Below are 21,194 nucleotides of genomic sequence, written 5' to 3' on the forward strand. Positions count from 1 at the left end.
ACACGGGGGAGCGTATGAAAGTGTTCTGGGGGCTGGGGCGGTTGTTGACCCTGCTGTTCTGCTGCGTGGTGCTGGCCAATCAGCTGGTGCCGTTCGTACATCCGCTGCATCTGCTGGTCAATCTGGCTGGCGGCCTGCTGTTGCTGATTCATCTACTCGAAGTGCTGCTGTGCAATCGCAGCCTCAAAGGCCGTCCGCACCCTTGGCGTGACCGTGGCCGCATCCTGCTGTTCGGCGTATTCCACTTGCAATCCATCCCGGCCCCGGCCGCTCCGGAGGCTTCTTCCCATGCGTAAACTTTGCCTGCTCGCTGCATTCATCAGCCCATTGGCCTGTGCTCAGGTGGTCAGTGTTGAAACCAATTCGCTGATGCGTTTGCCCAACACGGCCAGCACGTTGCAGCTGGAAAAACTGGAAGTGGCCGATTACGGCACGTTGCTGATTCCTGCCAACGTGACCGAACTGACCGTGGGCGAGTTGCGTCTTGGCCATGAAGCCCGTATCGCGATCGTTCCGAGCGAGAACGCTTTGGAGATGAAGGTCGTTCGTGCAGAGCTGAGCGATGGCAGCCGGATTACTGCACGGGGTGCACCGGGTACTTATGAAAAAGCCGCCCGTGCCGGGCGCAATCTGAATCTGCAATTCAAGGCATTGAACGCGCCGCAACTGTTGGTCGATGCCCGTGGCGGCACCGGTGCGCCGGGGTTTGTCGGCCTCGATGGCGGTAATGGTGAAGACCCGGGCTGCACTTATGGCTCGGCCGGGCACGGTTTTGATGGCAGCAACGGCAGCGACGGCCAACCGGGTGCACCGGGAGCGCTGGTACGCCTTGAAGTGCCGCGCGAGTTTCCGGCCGAGCTGATCAAGGTCAATGTCGCGGGCGGTGCTGGCGGCCCGGCGGGTGTGGGTGGCAAGGCAGGGAAGGGCGGCAAGTCCAAGGGCTGCCTGGTGTACCGCGCCGATGGCGGCAAGAATGGCAAGGCCGGGGCGGATGGACAGCCTGGGCCAGTGGGGGCGGCGGGGGCGGTGACTGTGCAGCGCTTGTAAGATCACTGATTGTTCCCACGCTCCGCGTGGGAACACAGCCCGTGACGCTCCGCGTCACTGGACGCAGAGCGTCCCTTGCGGCATTCCCACGCAGAGCGTGGGAACGATCACGGCCTCGCCGCCGCAATCGCCACCAGCACCAGCCCGACAATCAGATTAAGCCCCACCACCCGGCGAATCCGCCCCAGCACCGCCGCACCCGTCGGCCAGTCCTTCGCGTCCACCGCCGTACGCAACTCCGGCAACATCAAGCCCTGAATGCGGATAAACAGCGCCGTCATCACCACATACAAGCCCATCATCACCTGCACATATTTCGGCGCGGTCTCAAAGCCGACCTGCTGCAAATGCAACATGCCCACGCCGCTGATCGGCAACAGGAGCACCGCAACCCAGACCCAACGGAAAAAACCTTGAAACACTTCCACCCACAAGGTCAGTCGGGCAGGGCCGTCGAGGGCCTTCACAGCCGCCGGGCGCAAGACCATCCAGGCGAAAAACATGCCGCCGACCCATACCAGTGCGGCTAATACATGCAGGGGGTAGACGAGGCTAAAAAGTGTCATTGGGTTACTCCGTTCTGCGCAGGATCGATTCGCGGGGTATGATAGCCGCCGATTCAAACCACTGAAAATTTATCCAGCGTTTTTTGCGCCCGACACTCAATGATCAGCACTGAACTCAAAACCACGATCCAGGGCGCCTATTCGCGTTTTCTAGAGGCCAAGAGCCTCAAGCCGCGTTACGGCCAGCGCCTGATGATCGCTGAAATCGCGAAAGTCCTCGGGGATATCGACACCGACGACGAAGGCCGGCGCAGTGGCGACCCCGCGATTGTCGCGGTGGAAGCCGGCACCGGCACTGGCAAGACAGTGGCCTACAGCCTGGCCGCGATCCCGACCGCGAAACTGGCCGGCAAACGCCTGGTCATCGCCACCGCGACCGTGGCCCTGCAAGAGCAAATCGTCTACAAGGATTTGCCCGACCTGATGCGCAACAGCGGGCTGAATTTCACTTTCGCGCTGGCCAAGGGCCGTGGCCGCTACATGTGCCTGTCCAAACTCGACATGCTCTTGCAGGAAGGTCACGCACAAACTGCCACCGCCCAGCTGTTCGAAGAAGAAGGCTTCAAGATCGAGGTCGATGAGGCGAGTCAGAAGCTGTTCACCAGCATGATCGAGAAGCTTGCCGGCAATAAATGGGACGGCGACCGCGACAGTTGGCCCAATGCGTTGGAAGACGCCGATTGGGCGCGCCTGACCACCGATCACAGCCAGTGCACCAATCGTCATTGCCCGAACTTCGGCCAGTGCGCCTTCTACAAGGCCCGCGAAGGCATGGGCAAGGTCGACGTCATCGTCACCAACCACGACATGGTCCTGGCTGACCTGGCGCTGGGCGGCGGTGCGGTACTGCCGGATCCGCGCGACACCATTTACGTGTTCGACGAAGGCCACCACTTGCCAGATAAGGCGATCGGCCACTTTGCCCATTACACGCGCCTTCGCTCCACCGCCGACTGGCTGGAAACCACGGCGAAAAACCTGACCAAGCTGCTGGCCCAGCATCCGCTGCCGGGCGATCTTGGCAAGTTGATCGAACAGGTGCCGGAGCTGGCGCGCGAGATCAAGGCCCAGCAACAGTTCATGTTCAGCGCCTGTGAGCAGGTCGCCGATTTCAAACCCGGCGAAGACGTCGAAGGCCGTGAGCGTCCGCGCCATCGTTTCGTCGCCGGGGTGATTCCCGAACACATGCGCGAAATGGGCATCGAGCTGAAAAAAGGCTTTTCGCGCCTCAACGATCTGTTCACGCGCCTGACCGACCTGCTCAAGGAAGGCATGGACGGCGAGGTCAACATCGGCATTGCCAGCAATCAGGCCGAAGAGTGGTATCCGCTGTTCGGCAGCCTGTTGTCCCGCGCTTCGGGCAACTGGGAACTGTGGACGGCGTTCACCGCCGAAGACCCGGAAGACAGTCCGCCGATGGCACGCTGGCTGACGTTGGCCGAAAGCGGTTCGCTGTTCGACATTGAGGTCAATGCCAGCCCGATCCTCGCCGCCGAAACCCTGCGCCGCAGCCTGTGGAACGTGGCTTATGGCTGTCTGGTGACCTCGGCGACTCTGACCGCGCTGGGCACTTTCGACCGTTTCCGCATGCGCGCCGGTCTGCCGAAAAAAGCCGTCACCGCTGTGGTGCCGAGCCCGTTCCATCACGCCGATGCCGGTGTGTTGCGGGTGCCGGATCTGAAGGCCGATCCACGCGATGCCGCTGCTCATACGGCAGCGATCATCCGTGAGTTGCCTGATCTGGTTGAAGGCTCGCGCGGCACGCTGGTGCTGTTCTCCTCGCGCAAACAGATGCAAGACGTGTTCGACGGTCTCGACCGCGACTGGCGCAAGCAAGTGTTCATTCAAGGCAACCTGTCGAAACAGGAAACCCTGAACAAGCACAAGGCGCGGGTCGATGGCGGTGATTCCAGTGTGCTGTTCGGTCTCGCCAGTTTCGCCGAGGGCGTCGACTTGCCGGGTGCCTACTGCGAACACGTGGTGATCGCCAAGATCCCGTTTTCGGTACCGGACGATCCGGTCGAAGCGGCGTTGTCGGAATGGATCGAGGCCCGTGGCGGTAATCCGTTCATGGAAATCTCCGTGCCCGATGCCTCGCTGAAACTGGTGCAGGCCTGCGGGCGTCTGCTGCGTACCGAAGAAGACCGCGGCACCATCACTTTGCTGGATCGGCGGCTGGTCACCCAGCGCTACGGCAAGGCGATCCTCAATGCGTTGCCTCCTTTCCGTCGTGAAATATCCTGAGACAACGGTGGGCAGTTTTGCCCACCGTGTTGTCTATCTCTCTGCCATCGCTTTTCCATTGGCCATTGTTGGTCGTTAGGGAGAACTCCGTTCTTATGATCCGCCGTTCGTTGCCTGCCGTATTCGCTTTGATCTTCGCCACGCCGCTGTTCGCAGCGCCTGCGGGTCAGCAGACCCTGTTCAACTTTGTCCGTCCTGCCGACGTGGTCAAAGTCGCGACCGAAAATGCCGATCTGCCGCAAGCCAACGCCGAACAGACACCGGAAGGTGAAGTGCTGCGCCGGGTGACGTTCAACCCGGTGGCGCGCCCGACCTTGCGTCTGACGCCGCAGACCGGCGCGTGGGACTGGTCGCAGTCGGGCATGATGACCTTGCGTTTGCAGAGCGCAATGGACTGGGCTGTGACGGTCTACGTGCAAATCCAGAGCAACGACGGTCGCACGTTGCTCAGCCGCGTCGACCTGCCGGCCGGTCCTGCGCAGACGTTGCTGGTGCCGCTGGTGGCGTCCGCACCGCTTGGCCAAGGCATGAAGGCCGGGCCGCCAATGCCAATGACGGTCGATGGTCAACGGATCCTGCTGGCCAGCAGCAGCGGCGAAATCGAGCGCAGCCAAGTGGTCTCGGTGAGCCTGTCGATGGATCAGCCGAAGGTCGCTCAGAGCTTGCTGCTCGAGCGTTTCGGCGTGCAGGACGGTGAATCGGTCACCCAAGCGGTGTACGGCAATCTGGTCGACGCTTACGGGCAATCGACCCGCAGCAAGTGGCCGGAAAAAGTCGCCAATGACGAACAGCTGAAATCCGCCGCCGCCAAGGAACAGCAACAGCTGAAAACCTGGCTGGCCGAGCGCGAAAAGTCCTCGCTGGACAAGTTCGGTGGCTGGAACAAAGGCCCGGCCTTCAAGGCCAGCGGTTTCTTCCGTACTGAAAAGCGCGATGGCCGCTGGTATCTGGTCACGCCTGAAGGTCATCCGTTTTACTCGTTGGGCGTGAACACCGTCAGCCCGCAGGTCAACCAGACCTACGTGGCCGGTCGTGAGTACATGTTCGAATCTCTGCCCAAGCCGGAAGAACCACTGGCCAAGCACTTTGGCGAGGGTGACAACCGTGGCGGCAACGGTGTCGATCAGGGCCGAAGTTATGCAAACGGGCGCTGGTATGACTTCTATGGCGCCAACTTGCAACGTGTCTACGGTGACCCTTGTAAGGTGGATAGTGAGAGCAAGTCCGGGGTGGCCGAAGCGGCTAAGTCCGAGGCCGCTGAAACCGCCGCCGTAAAAGCCGCGCAGCCTACTGCTGTACCCGCTGAACCGAAGTCCGGAGTTGCCGAAGCCGCGCAGACTGATGCAGTGCAGGCAACCAGCGAAAACGCTGCTCCGCCGTGCAAGGCAAGCATCGATGAGCAGCGATGGACCGGTCACACCCTTGATCGCTTGCAAGCCTGGGGCTTCAACACGGTCGGCAACTGGAGTGCCGATTCGCTGACTGAAGCCGAGCGTGTGCCGTACACCTTGCCGCTGTCGATCGTCGGCGACTACACCAGCATCAGCACCGGCAGCGACTGGTGGGGCGGCATGCCCGATCCGTTCGATCCGCGTTTCGCCATGGCCACCGAGCGCGCCGTCGCCATCGCCGCCCGCGATCACCGCGACGATCCGTGGCTGATCGGCTATTACGCCGACAACGAACTGGCCTGGGCTGGTCCCGGTGATGATCCGAAATCCCGTTACGCGCTGGCCTATGGCACGTTGAAAATGACCACCGACGTGCCGGCCAAGCGTGCGTTCCTCAAGCAATTGCGCGACAAGTACCGCAATCAGGCCGGGCTGTCGAAAGCGTGGGGCATTGATCTGCCCGCGTGGGAATTGATGGAAGATCCGGGTTTTGTACCGCCGCTGCCGAACCCGGAGCACCCGGAAATCGAGGCTGACTTCAAATACTTCCAGAAGGTTTTCGCCGATACCTACTTCAAAACCATTTCCGACTCGCTGAAATGGCACGCGCCGAACCAGTTGCTGCTTGGCGGCCGTTTCGCCATCAGTACGCCGGAAGCCGTGGCGTCCTGCGCGCAGTATTGCGATGTGCTGAGCTTCAATATGTACACGCTCAAACCGCAGGATGGTTATGACTTTGCTGCGTTGGGGGCTTTGGATAAACCGGTAATGATCACCGAATTCAACTTTGGCTCAGCGGATCGTGGCCCGTTCTGGGGCGGCGTCACGCAAGTGGCCAAGGAAGAAGATCGCGGCCCGGCGTACGCCAACTTTCTCAAGCAGGCCTTGAGCGAACCGTCGATTGTCGGCGTGCATTGGTTCCAGTATCTCGATCAACCGGTGACCGGGCGTTTGCTCGATGGTGAGAACGGTCATTTCGGTCTGGTCGGGGTGACGGATCTGCCGTATCAGGGCTTTGTCGAATCGGTGCGCAAGAGCAACTTGCAGGCGATTGATCAGCTTGGCAAAGAGGCTGAGAAAGCGGCCGCGGCGGCGGGTCATGAGGCTGAGGGCGGCAGGAAAGGCGAGGCCGGCAAAGGGCCGGGGGCAGGGCATGCCGGTGGGCATTCGGGGAATGGTCATTAACGCGTGACGCTTTAAAAAGATCGCAGCCTGCGGCAGCTCCTACTGAGAAACGCAATCCATGTAGGAGCTGCCGCAGGCTGCGATCTTTTGACTTGGCTTTTAACCGTCTGGCCCGCAGCTGTTCCCAAATCCCTCAAGGGCTGGAACAATGCGGGCCACTTTGTAGAGCGTTTTCGCGGGGGAGTTGCGGGTGCAGATTCAGGGACATTACGAGCTTCAATTCGAAGCGGTGCGCGAAGCTTTCGCCGCACTGTTCGACGATCCCCAGGAACGCGGCGCAGCCCTGTGCATCAAGGTCGGTGGAGAAACCGTCCTCGACCTCTGGTCCGGTACTGCCGACAAGGATGGCGCCGAAGCCTGGCACAGCGACACCATCGCCAACCTGTTCTCCTGCACCAAGACCTTTACCGCCGTCACCGCCCTGCAACTGGTCGGTGAAGGCAAGCTGCAACTGGATGTTCCGGTCGCCCGCTACTGGCCGGAATTCGCCGCCGCCGGCAAAGAATCCGTGACCCTGCGCCAATTGCTTTGCCACCAGGCCGGTCTGCCAGCTCTGCGTCAATTGCTCGCGCCGGAAGCGCTGTATGACTGGCAAACCATGGTCGATGCCCTTGCAGCCGAAGCGCCATGGTGGACGCCGGGCACCGGTCACGGTTATGCCGCGATCACTTACGGCTGGTTGATCGGTGAATTGTTGCGCCGCGCCGACGGTCGTGGGCCGGGCGAATCCATCGTCGCCCGTGTCGCCAAACCTTTGGGTCTGGATTTTCACGTCGGTCTGGCTGACGAGGAATTCCATCGCGTGGCGCATATCGCGCGCGGCAAGGGCAACGCTGGCGATGCCGCCGCGCAACGTCTGCTGCAGGTGACCATGCGCGAGCCCACCGCGATGACTACCCGCGCTTTTACCAACCCACCTTCAGTGCTCACCAGCACCAACAAACCGGAATGGCGGCGCATGCAGCAACCGGCGGCCAATGGCCACGGCAATGCGCGCAGTCTGGCCGGTTTCTACGCGGGCCTGCTCGACGGCAGTCTGCTCGAAAGCGACATGCTTGAAGAGCTGACCCGCGAACACAGCCTCGGTGAAGACAAGACACTGTTGACCCAGACCCGTTTCGGTCTGGGCTGCATGCTCGATCAACCGGACGTGCCCAACGCCACTTATGGCCTCGGCCCCAAGGCGTTTGGTCATCCGGGCGCGGGCGGCTCCATCGGTTTCGCTGATCCTGAGCATGATGTCGCCTTCGGTTTTGTGACAAATACCCTTGGGCCGTACGTCTTGATGGATCCGCGCGCGCAGAAGCTCGCGCGGGTGCTTGCCACTTGTCTGTAAAGTTGCATCCGAGGTCCCAGGGTCGGAACCTCAAGCGGTTTTTCGTTTCAAAACGGCTGTTTATCCGGGCGAAAGTGCTCTGATTTTTCATTACTTCATTTTGTGGATTTTCAATGTCATCTAAAAAGACCCTCGCCCTGGCCCTGTGTGTAGCGATCACCGGTTGTGCACAGACCCCGAAAAACGATGCGGACGGCGGCAGTTGGTGGCCGTTCGGCTCTTCCGACAAAGTCGCAGCCAAGGAGCCAGCACCGGCCCCGACCCCGCTGAAACCTGCGGCCACTGCACCCGTGGCCAAGACTGAAAGCAGCAGCCCGTGGTACTGGCCGTTCGGTTCCGATGATGAAGCGGTCAAAGCGGACATGAAGGCTGAAGTCGCCCCGGAAGCGAAAAAACCGGCAACCGTGGCCAAAGCTGAAGCCGATGCGGATGGCAAATGGTGGTGGCCGTTTGGCGGCAAGGATCAACCCACGACCAAAGCCGTGCCGATGCCGGATCCGAAAGTGACCCAGGCCTGGCTCGACGATTACGAGCCGCGTCTGCGTGAAGCGGTCAAGGACAGCAACCTGCAACTCGAACGCCGTGAAAACGTGCTGGTCGTGACGGCACCGGTCGAAGGTTCGTTCAACCCGGATCGTCCAGCCATGCTGCTGCCGGTCACCCTCGGCCCGTTCACCCGAGTGGCGAAAATCCTTGAAGCCGACCCGAAAACTGCCGTGCTGGTCCTTGGCCACAGCGATTCCAGCGGTGCCGCGCCTGCCAACATCAAACTGAGCCAGGAACGTGCCCAGTCCATTGCGGCGATCTTCCGTCTCAGCGGCTTGCAGCGTGATCGCCTGATGCTGCGCGGCATGGGTTCCGAAGCGCCGCGTGCGGCCAACGACAGCGTTGAGGGTCGTGCCCTGAACCGTCGCGTTGAGCTGCTGGTGACCCCGCAGAACACCATGGTTGCCCTGCTGAGCAAGTACAACATGCCGGCACCGAAGCCAGTGACCATGGTTGCTGCGCAGGACGCCAAGCCCGCCGCCAAACCGGTAACCCCGGCTCCTGCGGCGAAAAAAGCTGCTGTTCCGGCAACCAAAAAGGCTCCGGCCAAGAAAGCCGCTGCCAAGGCTCCAGCGAAAAAAGCTCCAGCCAAGGCCCCAGCGAAGAAAACTGCACCAGCCAAAGCCGCCGCGACCGACAAGAAAGTCGCCGCGACCGATGCCACCAAGAAGTGATCCGCTAACGAAAAGGAATGCGCCATGACCCAGGCTCTGGCAGATATGCGTCGTGATTACACCCGGGATGGTCTGACCGAGGCGCAAGCCCCGGCCGAGCCGTTTGGGTTGTTCCACCAGTGGTTCGCCGACGCGGTGAAAACCGAACAGGCACCGGTGGAAGCCAACGCCATGACCTTGGCCACGGTCGACCAGGATGGGCGACCGCACTGTCGCATTCTGCTGCTCAAGGGCCTGGACGAGCAGGGCTTCACCTTCTTCACCAACTACGACAGCGCCAAGGGCCAGCACCTGGCGGCCAACCCGTTCGCCGCCATGACCTTCTTCTGGCCGACCCTGGAGCGTCAGGTGCGCATCGAAGGGCGGGTGGTGAAGGTCACGCCCGCGGAGTCGGATGCGTATTATCAGGTGCGGCCACTGGGCAGCCGTCTCGGTGCCTGGGCATCACCGCAGAGCCGGGTGATCAACGGGCGCGGTGAACTGGAAGATTTGCTCAAGGCTACCGAGCAGCGCTTCTCCGATACTCAGCCCGACTGCCCGGAACACTGGGGCGGTTACCGCTTGCTGCCCGAGCGCATCGAATTCTGGCAGGGCCGTCCGAGCCGTCTGCACGATCGCCTCAACTACCGTGTGCAGGGCGCCGACTGGATTCTTGAACGTCTGGCACCCTGAGCAGTCTACCGAGCGGGATAGCCTGCCGCGGCGGCCTCCAGCCACTTCGGCAGATCCCGGCGCTTGATCTTCTGCGCCTGAGCGCGAGCCAGCTGTTCGAGCATAAAGGCACGTTTGCCCTCGTCCTTGCCGGCCAATGACAGCGTCAGGTCGCGATCCATCCAGCGTTTGATCCGCACATACAACCACCCATGGAAGTACAAACCGGCGGCCGTGGTGACGACGATGATGAAGTAATCCATGAAAATCCTTGGTGTCGGTGGCGCAGATTTGGCAATTTGGCGCTACTGTAGGGGCTATGTCAGGGAAAGCGTGCAGGCGTCTGTACCGCGCCTGAATGAAAGCCAATTTATCCGGGCTGCGTCGTGACAGGCGTCAAGCCACGGAGTTTAATGACTATATGTTTCTTTGGAGTTGATGCTATGCGTAAGTCTGTTCTGCTGGTTGCTTCCTTTTCCACGATGGCGATGTTGCTTACCGGCTGCCAATCGAGCCTGACCGGTGACTCCTACTCCCGTGACGAAGCGCGTCGTGTGCAGACGATTCGCATGGGCACCATCGAATCCCTGCGCCCGGTGAAAATCGAAGGCACCAAAACCCCGATCGGCGGCCTCGCTGGTGCAGCGGTCGGCGGCGTCGGCGGCAGCGCCATCGGCGGCGGCAAGGGCAGCATCGTTGCTGCGGTCATCGGCGCGGTGGCGGGCGGTCTGATCGGTTCGGCGACTGAAGAAGGTTTGACCCGCACCCAGGGTGTGGAAATCACCGTACGTGAAGACGACGGCAGCATGCGTGCCTATGTGCAGCAGGTGCAGGAGAATGAAGTGTTCCGCGTTGGCGAGCGCGTGCGCATCTCCACCGTTGGCGGGACCAGCCGCGTTTCGCACTAAGCGGAATTCAGGGTAAAGAAAACCCCGATCAGGTGACTGGTCGGGGTTTTTTGTTGGTTGCTTACCAGTGGTCGCGGTAGACGAAAGCGACCTGAAAGTCGAAAGAAGATAAATCAATGGTTTGTCTAAAATGGGGTTGCAGGATATTGACCCATTGCGAGGGCACATCGAATCCTCCGTTGTTCACATTATTTTCGATTGGTATTCCAAGTGATTCGATAATTGAACCGTCATCACCGAAGTCTTTCGATAATTCTTCTCCTTCGCCCAGTTCAGTTTTCTTGTCATACCATTCAAGCCTGGCTCTTAATCCCATAGATCCCTCATAGATATTTCTTAATGCTGCGTTTCTTCTTTTTTGGCGGATCTAACTGCTTACCGGTTTTGTGGTCGAACGATCCCAAGTGAGTGCCATCACTTGCCCGGTACGTCTCAAGTTCTCCATGTAGAAAATCCCATTCATATATTGTTCTGCCTTTCGCATCCGTCCAGCGATCTCGGAGACCACCCGCGTATGGGGTTTTCTTTTTTGCTCTTCTCAAACCGGGAAATGCAGTGATATCGCTTGTTTCGGGAGCAGGATGGTAGGTATGTCCAGCTTCGGCGGTACCGTGGCGTCGAACATTTAGAACAATATAAACCGGCCGAACCCCGGAGTTCGGGGGAAACACCAGAATAAAATCCCGGTACTCCGGCGGATAAACCGGATTCACCAGAATTCCATCCGCCGCTTTCGTCGGCGGATAAACCCAGATGTGCGGTGCCTGCGGTGCAGCCTCCAGCGCGGGGATGCCAAGGATGTCGGAGCCATCCACAGCCGGCGTCCAGATCAGTTCTACGCCTTCGCCCAAGTCAGCAATGAGCCGGCTGTCACGCAACTTGAACTGCACGACATCAACCATTTCCCAATCGCGATTCTTGCCGGTGTAGAAACCGTAGCCCTTCAGGCTGCCGTCGGCCTGCTGTTCGACCCTCAACCGAACACGCGTTCGCGCCTGTTCAAGTCCACGCAGTTGTTCGTCGGTATAGAGCGCACTGTCGCCAAGATTCGATGGCATGAACAACGCAACCAAACCAACCAAAGGCGCAACAGCCGCGCTTGATACAGCAGCGGGCAGTGCTTCAAACACCGATCCCGCCAGAGCCAGACTGCCAAATCCAACTGGAATAGCAGTTGCACCGATTTTCTTGAGAAGAACTGCGCCGCTTTCATCGGCTTCACGCGCGCCCAGCAGGATCAGGTCGCCGTAATCCTTCAGGCTGTCGGTCGGCACCATCCCCGCAGGACTGGAGTAATCGATGATCGCATCCGGCAATTTGCAGGACTTGGCGAAGACGCAGCCAGCCCGAACGGGCTCTGTCTTCTTAACCGCCACCTCACGGCTGCGCTCGAAAGCCTCCTGCCGCGCCAGCATGGCGTCGTAAGCGTTTTGTCTGGCGTCGCGCTCGGCCAGTTCAGTGGCCGTCATGTAGCGGTAGGTGACGTGATGCCCGTCGCCTTGCGGTGGGTTTTGAACCCGGGGAATGTCCTTGTTGCCAGCCACTGATCGTCCTTTCGCTCATCCATCGACAGCCCTTCGCAAAGGGCTGCGCAACGTTAACGAAGCAGGAAAATGGTGGCTGTAGGACGCGTCGCTAAAGACGTGGGGATTTGTCGCTGTGGTATCAGAAGGGCGAGGGGACAATCCCCTCGCCGCAGGTTTTCTATGCGTTGGGCAATGCTGTATTCCGGCGACTCGCCGCCGCCGTCACCGCATAACCAATCAACGCCGCCAGAATCGACCCGGTCAAAATCCCCATCCGGTCCATGCCAGCGTAATCACTCACGCCCGGTTCAAACGCCAGCGAGCCGACAAACAGGCTCATGGTGAAGCCGATCCCGCACAGGATCGCCACGCCCAGCACCTGACCCCAGTTGGCGCCTTGCGGCAGCGCGGCGATGCCGGTTTTGACCGCGAGCCAGGTCAGGCCGAACACGCCGACGGTCTTGCCCAGCAGCAGGCCGACCGCGATGCCCATCGGCACGTGATGAGTGAAGCTTTCCATGGTGACGCCGGTCAGCGACAGGCCGGCGTTGGCGAAGGCGAACAGCGGCAGAATGCCGTAGGCCACCCACGGGTGCAGCGCATGTTCGAGGGTCAGCAGTGGCGACGGCTCGGCGTTTTTCGTGCGCAATGGAATGCAGAAGGCCAGGGTTACGCCCGCCAGCGTGGCGTGGACACCGCTCTTGAGGACGCAGACCCAGAGGATCAAACCGATGATCATGTACGGCCCGAGTTTGACCACCCCGAGCCGGTTCATCGCCACCAGCGCTGCAATGCACGCTGCCGCCAGACCCAGCGACAGGGTCGACAGTTCGCCGGAGTAGAAGATCGCAATGATCACGATGGCGCCGAGGTCATCGATGATTGCCAGGGTCATCAGGAACAGCTTCAGCGATACCGGCACGCGCTTGCCGAGCAGGGCCAGCACGCCGAGGGCGAAAGCGATGTCGGTCGCGGTCGGGATCGCCCAGCCGTCGAGGGCTGCCGGATTGTCGCGGTTGAGGAACCAGTAGATCAGCGCCGGCACCAGCATGCCGCCGATCGCTGCGGCGCCGGGCAGGACAATCTGCGACGGTTTCGACAGCTGGCCGTCGAGGACTTCGCGCTTCACTTCCAGGCCGATGAGCAGGAAGAACATCGCCATCAGACCGTCGTTGATCCACAGCAGCAGGGGTTTAGCGATTTTCAACGCACCGATCTGCGCCACCAACGGGGTGTCGAGCAGGCCGGTGTACAGCCACGACAATGGCGAGTTGTTGATAATCAGGGCCAGGATGGCTGCAGCGATCAATAACAGACCGCTGGCAGCTTCCAACTGAAAGAAACGCGTGAAAGTGCTACGCAGAGGCAAGGTCGCTCTCCATCGAATCGTCAAAAAGGTGGGACACCCTAACCCGTACTGTTAGTTGTTAAAACAAAAGTTATATTCTTTTTTGTTATATGGCGTTACAAGGTGTCTGGCTCAAGCCACGCTGAGCCTAGCAGTTGTCTGACATATTGAGACTCAGCTGTATCTGTGCGCGCTATCGGATTTTTCCTAAGCTGATGAGTGAGCCTTTCGAGCCGATTCATCTCCTGCCCGATTCAACGAGAACCCTCACCATGAGCGACAACCGACAGTGGGCCCGCGAAGCCATCCGCATCATCGAAGCGGATTTTCAGCGCAGCGCCGACACCCACCTGATTCCTTTGCCGCTGCCGGGTTTTACGGGCATCGAGTTGTATTTCAAGGATGAATCCAGCCATCCGACCGGCAGCCTCAAACATCGCCTGGCCCGTTCGTTGTTCCTCTATGCGTTGTGTAACGGCTGGCTCAAGCCCGGCGCGCCGGTCATTGAGGCATCCAGCGGTTCGACGGCGATTTCCGAGGCGTATTTTGCGCGGATGCTCGGTTTGCCGTTCATTGCGGCGATGCCGGCGACCACGTCCAAAGAGAAGATCGCCCAGATCGCGTTCTACGGTGGCCAAAGCCATCTGGTGAAAGATCCTACGCAGATCTACGCCGAATCCGAGCGTTTGGCCCGCGAGCATGGCGGCCATTTCATCGACCAGTTCACCTACGCCGAGCGCGCGACCGACTGGCGGGCTAACAACAACATCGCCGAATCGATCTTCCAGCAGATGCGCTATGAGAAACATCCGGAACCGAGCTGGCTGATTTCCAGCCCCGGCACCGGCGGCACCACCGCGACGCTGGGTCGTTACGTGCGCTATCGCCAGCATTGCACCCGCGTGTTGTGCGCGGATGCCGAGCGTTCGGTGTTCTTTGATTACTACCAGACCGGCGACGCCGATTTGCGCCTCGATTGCGGTTCGCGCATTGAAGGCATTGGCCGGCCACGCGTTGAGGCCTCGTTTCTGCCCAAGGTGATCGATGCGATGGTCAAGGTGCCTGACGCCTTGTCGCTGGCGGCCATGCATTATCTGGCGCAGCGTCTGGGACGGCATGTTGGCGGGTCGAGCGGGACCAATCTGATCGGCGCCTTGATGGCGGCGCAGCAGATGAAAGCGGCGGGGGAGTCGGGATCGATCGTGGCGATTTTGTGCGATGGTGGCGAGCGGTATGCCGACACCTATTACGATCAGGATTGGCTGAAGGCGCAGGGGTATGAATTGAATGGGTTGATCGAAGCGGTGGCGGCGAGTGCCGAGCGCGGTGAGGCGCTGCCGACTTCAGTGCTACGCGCCAATATCTGACACACCGAAATCAACTGTAGGAGTGAGCCTGCTCGCGATGGCGTAATAACATTCAACATTGATGTTGAATGGACTACCGCTATCGCGAGCAGGCTCACTCCTACAGGGTTTTGTGTCAGTCAGTCAGGCCGAGGATGTCGCGCGCCACGGCTTCTGCAATGCGAATCCCGTCCACACCCGCCGACAGAATCCCGCCCGCATAACCCGCGCCTTCACCGGCCGGGAACAAGCCCTTCACGTTCATGCTCTGCAGCGTTTCGTTACGAGTGATGCGCAGCGGTGACGAAGTACGCGTCTCGATCCCGGTCAATATCGCATCGTGCAGCGAGTAGCCGCGAATCTGCTTCTCGAACGCCGGCAACGCTTCGCGGATTGCCTCAATGGCAAAATCCGGCAAGGCCAAGGCCAGATCACCCAGCGCCACACCCGGTTTGTACGACGGTTCGACTTCGCCCAGTTCGGTCGATGGGATGTCGTTGATGAAGTCGCCAACCAGTTGCGCCGGCGCCTTGTAATCGCTGCCGCCGAGGATAAAGGCGTGGGATTCCAGGCGTTCCTGCAACTCGATCCCGGCCAGCGGGCCGCCCGGGTAATCGACTTCCGGCGTAATCCCGACAACGATGCCTGAGTTGGCATTGCGCTCGTTACGCGAGTACTGGCTCATGCCGTTGGTGACCACGCGGTTGGGTTCGGAGGTCGCCGCGACCACGGTGCCGCCCGGGCACATGCAGAAGCTGTAGACCGAGCGGCCGTTCTTGGCGTGGTGCACCAGTTTGTAGTCGGCAGCCCCGAGTTTCGGGTGGCCGGCGTACTTGCCCAGACGCGCGCGGTCGATCAGTGATTGCGGGTGTTCGATGCGGAAACCCACCGAAAACGGCTTGGCTTCCATGAACACGCCACGGCTGTGGAGCATGCGGAAGGTGTCGCGGGCGCTGTGGCCGAGGGCCAGAACCACGTGTTTCGAATGCAGGGTTTCGCCGCTCGCCAGTTGCACACCGACCAATTGGCCGTCTTCGATCAGCACATCGGTGACGCGTTCCTGGAAGCGCACTTCGCCGCCCAGTTCGCGGATCTGCTCGCGCATGTTTTCAACCATGCCGGTCAGACGGAACGTACCGATGTGCGGCTTGCTGACGTAGAGGATTTCTTCCGGCGCGCCAGCCTTGACGAACTCGTGCAGGACTTTGCGGCCGAGGAACTTCGGGTCCTTGATCTGGCTGTACAGCTTGCCGTCGGAGAACGTGCCCGCACCGCCTTCGCCAAACTGCACGTTGGATTCCGGGTTGAGCACGCTTTTACGCCACAGGCCCCAGGTGTCTTTGGTGCGCTGGCGGACTTCGGTGCCGCGTTCGAGGACGATCGGCTTGAAGCCCATTTGCGCCAGCAGCAGGCCGGCGAAGATCCCGCACGGGCCGAAACCGACAACGATCGGACGCTGGCTCAGGTCGCTTGGCGCTTCACCTACGAATTTGTAGCTGACATCCGGCGCCACGTTGACGTTACGGTCATCGGCGAACTTGCCCAACACGTTGGCCTCGTCGCGTACGTTGAGGTCGATGGTGTAGATGAAGCACAGTTCGGAGGACTTTTTGCGCGCATCGTAGCTGCGCTTGAACAAGGTGAAATCGAGCAAATCATCGCTGGCGATGCCCAGACGTTGCACGATCGCAACGCGCAGGTCTTCTTCGGGATGGTCGATTGGCAGCTTGAGTTCAGTGATTCGTAACATGGCGAGGATCCGGGTTCGCGGGGCGCACAACTGCGCCAGGGCGTTTGAAGGCCGCGATTATAAGCCGCAAAGGCCGGATCCGGTGAGGCTAAAACGCTCAGTCGTTGCGCGATCCGCCGAAATACCCGCAACCGCGCTGCACCTGGCCGTCGATGCGCAACTCGGCGCTCATGTGCTGCACGCTGCCGGTGCTGCTGTCGACGCAGCGTTGCGGCGCGACCCACAATTCGATGCGCTGATTGTTGGCTTCGCTGCTCAGGTTGAAGCGGCCGTCGCCCAATTGATCTTCAATATACGGCACGGCAAGTGGCGGCTGACCTTCGCGGTCGATGACCATGCCTTTGCCGCTGACTTTGACGTTCCATTCCGGGCCGTGGCCGGTGGCGCGCAGGATCAGCAGTTTGAAGTTGGGGTCATCGCAGGCAGTGCCCGAGCGTTCGACGCGATACAGCTGCGTCAGATCGAGTCGATCACCGGCGACTTTGCCACGAACGTCGGCAAACAGTTTGCCTTGCTCGTCGGCGAGGGTCGCGGCTTCCTGCAGAATGCTGGTGCCACCCATGTCATTGACGACGAGTTGGCGCTGATCCTGGCATGGCTGGAACACCAGTTTGCCGTCAGCGGCGGTCAGTTGCCCCTGCATCCGCGTCTGCCCGACGTGCGAGGCACTTTCTCGCTGGCCATCGAACAACTGGCAAGCGGCAAACAACGGCAGCAGGGCAACAACGACTAACGAACGGGCAACACGCATCTTCGGCTCTCCAGACAAGTGTCGCCACGTTACGCAGCCTGACCGTTCATCACAAGGTTTAGCCCACGTGAAATGTCTGACCTGTCTGCAGGCCTTCGACACTCTTCGCGTAGGCCAGCGCCACATCCGCCGCAGGAACCGGCTTGTAACCACGGAAATACGGGGCGTAGCTACCCATGGCTTCCAGCAGTACGGTCGGGCTGATCGAGTTCACTCGCAAGCCGCGTGGCAGTTCGATGGCCGCTGCGCGGACGAAGCTGTCCAGCGCACCGTTGACCAGTGCTGCCGAGGCACCGCTGCGGATCGGATCGTGGCTGAGTACGCCGGTGGTGAAGGTGAACGAGGCGCCATCGTTGGCGAATTCGCGGCCGATCAGCAGTAGATTGACCTGGCCCATCAGTTTGTCTTTGAGACCGAGGGCGAAGCTGTCTTCATTCATCTCACCAAGCGGGGCGAAGGTCACGTTGCCCGCCGCGCACACCAGTGCATCGAACTTGCCGGTCTGTTCGAACAGTTTGCGGATCGATGCGCTGTCACTGATATCGACATTGAAATCGCCGCTTTTGCGACCGATACGAATGACTTCGTGGCGTTGCGACAGTTCTTTGTCCACGGCCGAACCGATGGTGCCACCAGCGCCTATCAACAGAATTTTCATCGAGCCGTACCTCAAGTGATTGAACGAGGCTTCAGTCTAGAGTGGTTTTTTCTGCGGATAAGCGCGCTAATAGGCAACCTTTGGTTTTCAACTGGAAACAATCCATGAGCGAGATGGATGATCTGGCGGCCTTCGCGGTGTTGATCGAAGCGGGTAGTTTTACCCTGGCGGCGCAGCAATTGGGCTGCAGCAAGGGCCAGCTGTCCAAACGCATCAGCCAGCTCGAAGCGCAGTTTTCCGTGGTGTTGCTGCAACGCACCACTCGACGCTTGAGCCTGACCGCTGCCGGCGCAGCATTGTTACCACAAGCGCAGGCGCTGGTCGTTCAGGTGGAAAGGGCGCGTCAGGCCTTGGCGCGGTTAAAGGACGATATGGCCGGACCGGTCCGCATGACGGTGCCGGTGTCGTTGGGCGAAACCTTCTTCGATGGTTTATTGCTGGAGTTCTCGCATCAATACCCCGATGTGCAGATCGAACTGGAGCTGAACAACAGTTATCGCGATTTGTCCCGGGACGGCTTTGATCTGGCGATCCGCAGCGAGGTGGCCAATGACCAACGACTGGTGGCCAAACCGTTGCTGGCCTGGCAGGAAATGACCTGCGCCAGCCCGGCTTATCTCGAGCGTTTCGGTGAACCGCTGACACCACAGGCTCTGGCCGAACATCGCTGCTTGCTCAACAGCCACTACAGCGGGCGCGAGGAATGGCTGTATCACCAGCAGCATGAGTTGCTGCGGGTTCGCGTGTCAGGACCGTTTGCCAGCAACCATTACAACCTGCTCAAGAAAGCCGCGCTCAGCGGCGCTGGTATCGCGCGATTGCCTTCCTACTTGCTGCAGGCGGAATTGGCTGACGGCCGATTGCGCTGGCTCCTGCGTGATTATCAGACACGACGCATGCCGATGTACCTGGTGCATCCGTATCAGGGCGGCTTGCCGAAGCGCACGCAGGTGCTGGCGGACTATCTGATGGGCTGGTTCAAGCGCAGTGGCGAAGCGCTGGATCGCCTGCAGCGCTGAACCGTTCCCTTGTAGGAGTGAGCCTGCTCGCGATAGCGGAGTGTCAGTCGCGGATGAGTTACCTGACACACCGCTATCGCGAGCAGGCTCACTCCTACAGGGATTTTGCTTAGCGGGAAAGACGGCGGGCGATCAGATGATCAATCGACAACTTGCCCGGCCCGGTCGCCATCAGGTACAGCAGCACCGCCGCCCAGGTGCCGTGAGTCGGATACGCATCGGGATACACAAACAGTTGAATGGTCATGGTCATCCCCAACAGCGCCAGTGCCGAAAACCGCGTGGCGAAGCCGATCAGGATCAGCAGCGGAAAAAAGTGCTCGGCAAACGCCGCCAAGTGCGCGGCAATCTCTGGCGACAGCAGCGGCACGTGGTATTCGCTTTTGAACAACGGAATGGTCGAGTCGGCCAGACGTGGCCAGCCGACTTGAAAGGAGCCATCGATCAGATCGATCGCCAAGCCTTCAACCTTGGTCTGCCCTGACTTCCAGAACACAGCGGCAATCGAGAAACGTGCAATGAAAGCGATCAGGCTGTGAGGGATTTTTTCCAACAGTGTGATGGCACAGGTGATGAGCGTGTTCATGGCAGTTCCTTGTTATGCAAGTGGGTGATGGCGTTACGCGCGATCAGCAGGCCGAGGGTTTGCCCGAGATCGAATTCAGGACTGTTTTCGGCCGCTGTCAGTAGCGCTTGGCCGTCGATCAGGTGGCGGATAAACATGCTGGCGCCGGGCTCAAGGGCGAACACTTCGACGTCCAGACCATTGCGCAGAACCAGTGCGTGTTGCCGCCGATTGATCTCGATGCCTTCCAGCGTCGCGTTCTGTTGATGCACTGCCCAGATCGCAACCACGGCATAAGCCGAATCGAGCAAGTGCAGCGATGGATGAAGTGCCAGGCAGAGTTCGCTCAAGGTGTGTGGGGAGGCTAGCGCTGCGGTGATTTGCTCTTGTCGCACCGGCTCGGCATCGGCGGCGTGATAGGCCTGTGTGCGCAGGTGCTCAAGGCGCGCGACATCGGCCAGGTAAGGCACGCTGGAGGCCGGCTCGAAGGCGTCGATGAAATCCGCGAACGCTTCGCCATAGCGACTCATCAACGGACTTTGTGGCGGCTGCTGCTGGACGAAAATAGCCGCCATGGCGCGAAAGAATTCAGCGCCGACCAATTGCGCAACCACCGGATAGCTGTCGCTCAACGCATTGATCAGCGAGCCCTGCACGTTGTTGCGATACACCGCGAAACGGCTCGCCGGATCAGCGCCGTTGGCGCTGCACAAACCTTCTGGGCAGGGCAGTCGCGTGTCGATGAGTGCCGCCGCGAAAGCGCGTTGAGTGCTCATGTGCGTGCTCCGGCATCCAGCAAAAGCGCATCAGCTTGCCGAGCTTCCGCCAGTAGCACCGCAAGCGCCGGCACTTGATTGTCGCGCTCGATCAGCGTCGCCACCGGGCCGATGCGTTGCAGCACTTGCCGGTACAAACCCCAGACGGCTTGATCGATCGGCGCGCCGTGATCGTCGATCAGCAAGCGATCGCCAAGGCTGTCGCTATCTTCGGCAAACCCGGCCAGATGAATTTCACCCACCGTGTGTAATGGCAGCGCATCGAGATACACCAGCGGATCGCGCTGATGGTTCACGCAAGAAACGTAGACATTGTTGACGTCCAGCAGCAGGCCACAGCCGCTGCGGCGGATGACCTCGGCGATGAAATCTGCCTCATCGAGGGTTGAGCGTTGAAACGCCAGACAGGTTGCCGGATTCTCCAGCAGCATTGGCCGTTTGAGCGTGTTCTGCACTTGATCGATATGCTCGCAGACGCGATTCAACGTCGGCGTGTCATAGGCCAGCGGCAACAGATCATTGAGAAACACCGGGCCATGGCTCGACCAGGCCAGATGTTCGGAAAAGGCTTGCGGTTGATAGCGCTGAATCAGCTCGGCAAGGCGTTGAAGATGTTGTTTATCCAGCGGCCCTTCAGCGCCGATGGACAAGCCGACACCGTGTAGCGACAGCGGATACTGCTCGCGGATCAAACCGAGAAAATGATGAAACGGACCGCCGGCCACCATGTAGTTTTCGGCGTGGACTTCGAAGAAACCGATGTCCGGTTGTGAGTCGAGCACTTCACGAAAGTACCCGGTCTTGAGTCCCAGCCCGGCACGGGACGGGAGCCCGGTGCGGGCTGCCTGAGTGCGGGATTGGGCATGGTCATTAATAGTGAACATGATCGTCACTCAGGCAGGCCAAC

At 60.2% G+C, this 21,194-nt stretch carries 21 protein-coding genes; 10 read left to right on the plus strand and 11 right to left on the minus strand.

Translation table 11 applies throughout. From position 1 onward, the window contains the following. Positions 1–14: 14 nt before the first annotated feature. Entirely contained in the window at positions 15–296 is a 282-nt protein-coding gene (locus QOM10_RS06550) for a DUF1145 domain-containing protein (protein ID WP_038358130.1), read from the plus strand. Further along, complete coding sequence (locus tag QOM10_RS06555) at positions 289–1,047, plus strand: collagen-like protein (RefSeq protein ID WP_150749385.1); 759 nt, start codon at positions 289–291, stop codon at positions 1,045–1,047. Before QOM10_RS06550 ends, QOM10_RS06555 begins: the two co-directional genes overlap by 8 nt. 107 nt (positions 1,048–1,154) lie before the next feature. Here the strand turns inward: QOM10_RS06555 and QOM10_RS06560 are convergent, their stop codons facing one another. Further along, entirely contained in the window at positions 1,155–1,613 is a 459-nt protein-coding gene (locus tag QOM10_RS06560) for a CopD family protein (RefSeq protein WP_316917760.1), read from the minus strand. A 99-nt stretch (positions 1,614–1,712) separates the two neighbouring features. Here QOM10_RS06560 and dinG point away from each other — a divergent pair, with 99 nt between their 5' ends. The 5 genes from dinG (at position 1,713) to pdxH (ending at position 9,661) form a co-directional block, all read left to right on the plus strand. Next, positions 1,713–3,857 carry an ATP-dependent DNA helicase DinG gene (gene dinG, locus QOM10_RS06565; protein ID WP_273914324.1) on the plus strand — a complete coding sequence of 715 codons (2,145 nt, stop codon included), beginning with the start codon at positions 1,713–1,715 and terminating at the stop codon, positions 3,855–3,857. Positions 3,858–3,952: 95 nt separating this feature from the next. Further along, positions 3,953–6,433, plus strand: coding sequence for a beta-galactosidase (locus QOM10_RS06570; RefSeq protein ID WP_316917761.1), 2,481 nt, complete (start codon positions 3,953–3,955; stop codon positions 6,431–6,433). A 190-nt stretch (positions 6,434–6,623) separates the two neighbouring features. Then, on the plus strand, positions 6,624–7,769 hold the full coding sequence (locus QOM10_RS06575) for a serine hydrolase domain-containing protein (protein ID WP_127926099.1): 1,146 nt from the start codon (positions 6,624–6,626) through the stop codon (positions 7,767–7,769). A gap of 113 nt (positions 7,770–7,882) precedes the next feature. Then, on the plus strand, positions 7,883–8,989 hold the full coding sequence (locus QOM10_RS06580) for an OmpA family protein (protein WP_316917762.1): 1,107 nt from the start codon (positions 7,883–7,885) through the stop codon (positions 8,987–8,989). Positions 8,990–9,013: 24 nt separating this feature from the next. Next, complete coding sequence (gene pdxH / locus QOM10_RS06585; RefSeq protein ID WP_316917763.1) at positions 9,014–9,661, plus strand: pyridoxamine 5'-phosphate oxidase; 648 nt, start codon at positions 9,014–9,016, stop codon at positions 9,659–9,661. A gap of 5 nt (positions 9,662–9,666) precedes the next feature. Here the strand turns inward: pdxH and QOM10_RS06590 are convergent, their stop codons facing one another. After that, on the minus strand, positions 9,667–9,903 hold the full coding sequence (locus tag QOM10_RS06590; protein ID WP_150774157.1) for a hypothetical protein: 237 nt from the start codon (positions 9,901–9,903) through the stop codon (positions 9,667–9,669). A gap of 180 nt (positions 9,904–10,083) precedes the next feature. On the opposite strand from QOM10_RS06590, the gene QOM10_RS06595 reads away from it, so the two are divergent. Next, the gene (locus tag QOM10_RS06595; RefSeq protein WP_007918566.1) at positions 10,084–10,548 is read left to right on the plus strand and encodes a glycine zipper 2TM domain-containing protein; all 465 of its coding nucleotides are present in this window, start codon (positions 10,084–10,086) and stop codon (positions 10,546–10,548) included. A 61-nt stretch (positions 10,549–10,609) separates the two neighbouring features. Here QOM10_RS06595 and QOM10_RS06600 read toward each other — a convergent pair whose 3' ends face one another. The 3 genes from QOM10_RS06600 to nhaA form a co-directional block, all read right to left on the minus strand. Further along, the gene (locus QOM10_RS06600; protein ID WP_127926103.1) at positions 10,610–10,864 is read right to left on the minus strand and encodes a colicin E3-like toxin immunity protein; all 255 of its coding nucleotides are present in this window, start codon (positions 10,862–10,864) and stop codon (positions 10,610–10,612) included. 7 nt (positions 10,865–10,871) lie between these two features. Next, positions 10,872–12,092 carry an S-type pyocin domain-containing protein gene (locus tag QOM10_RS06605; protein ID WP_150775287.1) on the minus strand — a complete coding sequence of 407 codons (1,221 nt, stop codon included), beginning with the start codon at positions 12,090–12,092 and terminating at the stop codon, positions 10,872–10,874. A 160-nt stretch (positions 12,093–12,252) separates the two neighbouring features. Further along, positions 12,253–13,443, minus strand: coding sequence for a Na+/H+ antiporter NhaA (nhaA, locus tag QOM10_RS06610; protein WP_316917764.1), 1,191 nt, complete (start codon positions 13,441–13,443; stop codon positions 12,253–12,255). 251 nt (positions 13,444–13,694) lie between these two features. Here nhaA and QOM10_RS06615 point away from each other — a divergent pair, with 251 nt between their 5' ends. Next, positions 13,695–14,789, plus strand: coding sequence for a PLP-dependent cysteine synthase family protein (locus tag QOM10_RS06615; protein WP_316917765.1), 1,095 nt, complete (start codon positions 13,695–13,697; stop codon positions 14,787–14,789). A gap of 115 nt (positions 14,790–14,904) precedes the next feature. Here QOM10_RS06615 and QOM10_RS06620 read toward each other — a convergent pair whose 3' ends face one another. From QOM10_RS06620 to QOM10_RS06630, 3 genes are all read right to left on the minus strand, one after another. Next, a complete protein-coding gene (locus QOM10_RS06620) occupies positions 14,905–16,518 on the minus strand; it encodes an NAD(P)/FAD-dependent oxidoreductase (protein WP_150749377.1) in 1,614 nt (537 codons plus the stop codon). 97 nt (positions 16,519–16,615) lie between these two features. Beyond that, complete coding sequence (locus QOM10_RS06625) at positions 16,616–17,269, minus strand: COG3650 family protein (protein ID WP_150749376.1); 654 nt, start codon at positions 17,267–17,269, stop codon at positions 16,616–16,618. Positions 17,270–17,327: 58 nt separating this feature from the next. Further along, the gene (locus QOM10_RS06630; RefSeq protein ID WP_127926109.1) at positions 17,328–17,927 is read right to left on the minus strand and encodes a short chain dehydrogenase; all 600 of its coding nucleotides are present in this window, start codon (positions 17,925–17,927) and stop codon (positions 17,328–17,330) included. A 104-nt stretch (positions 17,928–18,031) separates the two neighbouring features. Here QOM10_RS06630 and QOM10_RS06635 point away from each other — a divergent pair, with 104 nt between their 5' ends. Continuing rightward, positions 18,032–18,946, plus strand: a complete 915-nt coding sequence (locus QOM10_RS06635; protein ID WP_316917766.1) for a LysR family transcriptional regulator — start codon at positions 18,032–18,034, stop codon at positions 18,944–18,946. Positions 18,947–19,055: 109 nt separating this feature from the next. Here the strand turns inward: QOM10_RS06635 and QOM10_RS06640 are convergent, their stop codons facing one another. The 3 genes from QOM10_RS06640 to QOM10_RS06650 are packed head-to-tail and all read right to left on the minus strand — an operon-like array spanning position 19,056 to position 21,171. Continuing rightward, the gene (locus QOM10_RS06640; protein ID WP_316917767.1) at positions 19,056–19,532 is read right to left on the minus strand and encodes a DoxX family protein; all 477 of its coding nucleotides are present in this window, start codon (positions 19,530–19,532) and stop codon (positions 19,056–19,058) included. Further along, positions 19,529–20,287 (minus strand): DNA-binding domain-containing protein, encoded by a 759-nt coding sequence (locus QOM10_RS06645; RefSeq protein WP_316917768.1) that lies wholly within the window; start codon positions 20,285–20,287, stop codon positions 19,529–19,531. The genes QOM10_RS06640 and QOM10_RS06645 overlap by 4 nt, the downstream gene beginning before the upstream one ends. Next, complete coding sequence (locus QOM10_RS06650) at positions 20,284–21,171, minus strand: DUF692 domain-containing protein (protein ID WP_316917769.1); 888 nt, start codon at positions 21,169–21,171, stop codon at positions 20,284–20,286. Before QOM10_RS06650 ends, QOM10_RS06645 begins: the two co-directional genes overlap by 4 nt. Positions 21,172–21,194 lie beyond the last annotated feature (23 nt).

It is taken from the genome of Pseudomonas sp. P108 (genome assembly GCF_032613195.1).
In the GTDB taxonomy this organism is placed as follows: domain Bacteria; phylum Pseudomonadota; class Gammaproteobacteria; order Pseudomonadales; family Pseudomonadaceae; genus Aquipseudomonas.